Origin of the sequence: Pseudonocardia sp. SID8383, from assembly GCF_009864975.1 — a bacterium.
GTDB lineage: Bacteria > Actinomycetota > Actinomycetes > Mycobacteriales > Pseudonocardiaceae > Pseudonocardia > Pseudonocardia alni.
The window spans coordinates 1-248 of the sequence record NZ_WWFY01000331.1; the positions used below are offsets into that span (position 1 = coordinate 1).

Consider the following 248-nt stretch of genomic DNA (forward strand, 5'->3'; position numbering starts at 1 on the left):
GACGCCGGTCACCTCAGGGGAGGCGAGCGGGTTGCGCAGCACCGCCTGCAGCACCGTTCCGGCGACGCCGAGGCAGGCACCGGCCGCGAGCCCGACCAGGACCCGCGGTGCCCGCAGCTCCCGGACGAGGTCGGTCGACAGCGGGTCCGCGACCCCGGCGAGGGCCGCGAGCGCGGTGCCGGGCCCGACGGCGGTGCCGACCAGGAGCCCGGCCAGGGCCGCGACCGCCACGCACAGTCCGAGCAGCC

1 protein-coding gene is annotated in these 248 nt (G+C 79.4%); it reads right to left on the reverse strand.

What is annotated here, in order from left to right; all coding sequences use genetic code 11:
* The coding region (locus GTW08_RS07845) for an iron chelate uptake ABC transporter family permease subunit (protein ID WP_346009876.1) at window positions 1-231 on the reverse strand (231 nt) is incomplete at its 3' end.
* Window positions 232-248: the final 17 nt, after the last annotated feature.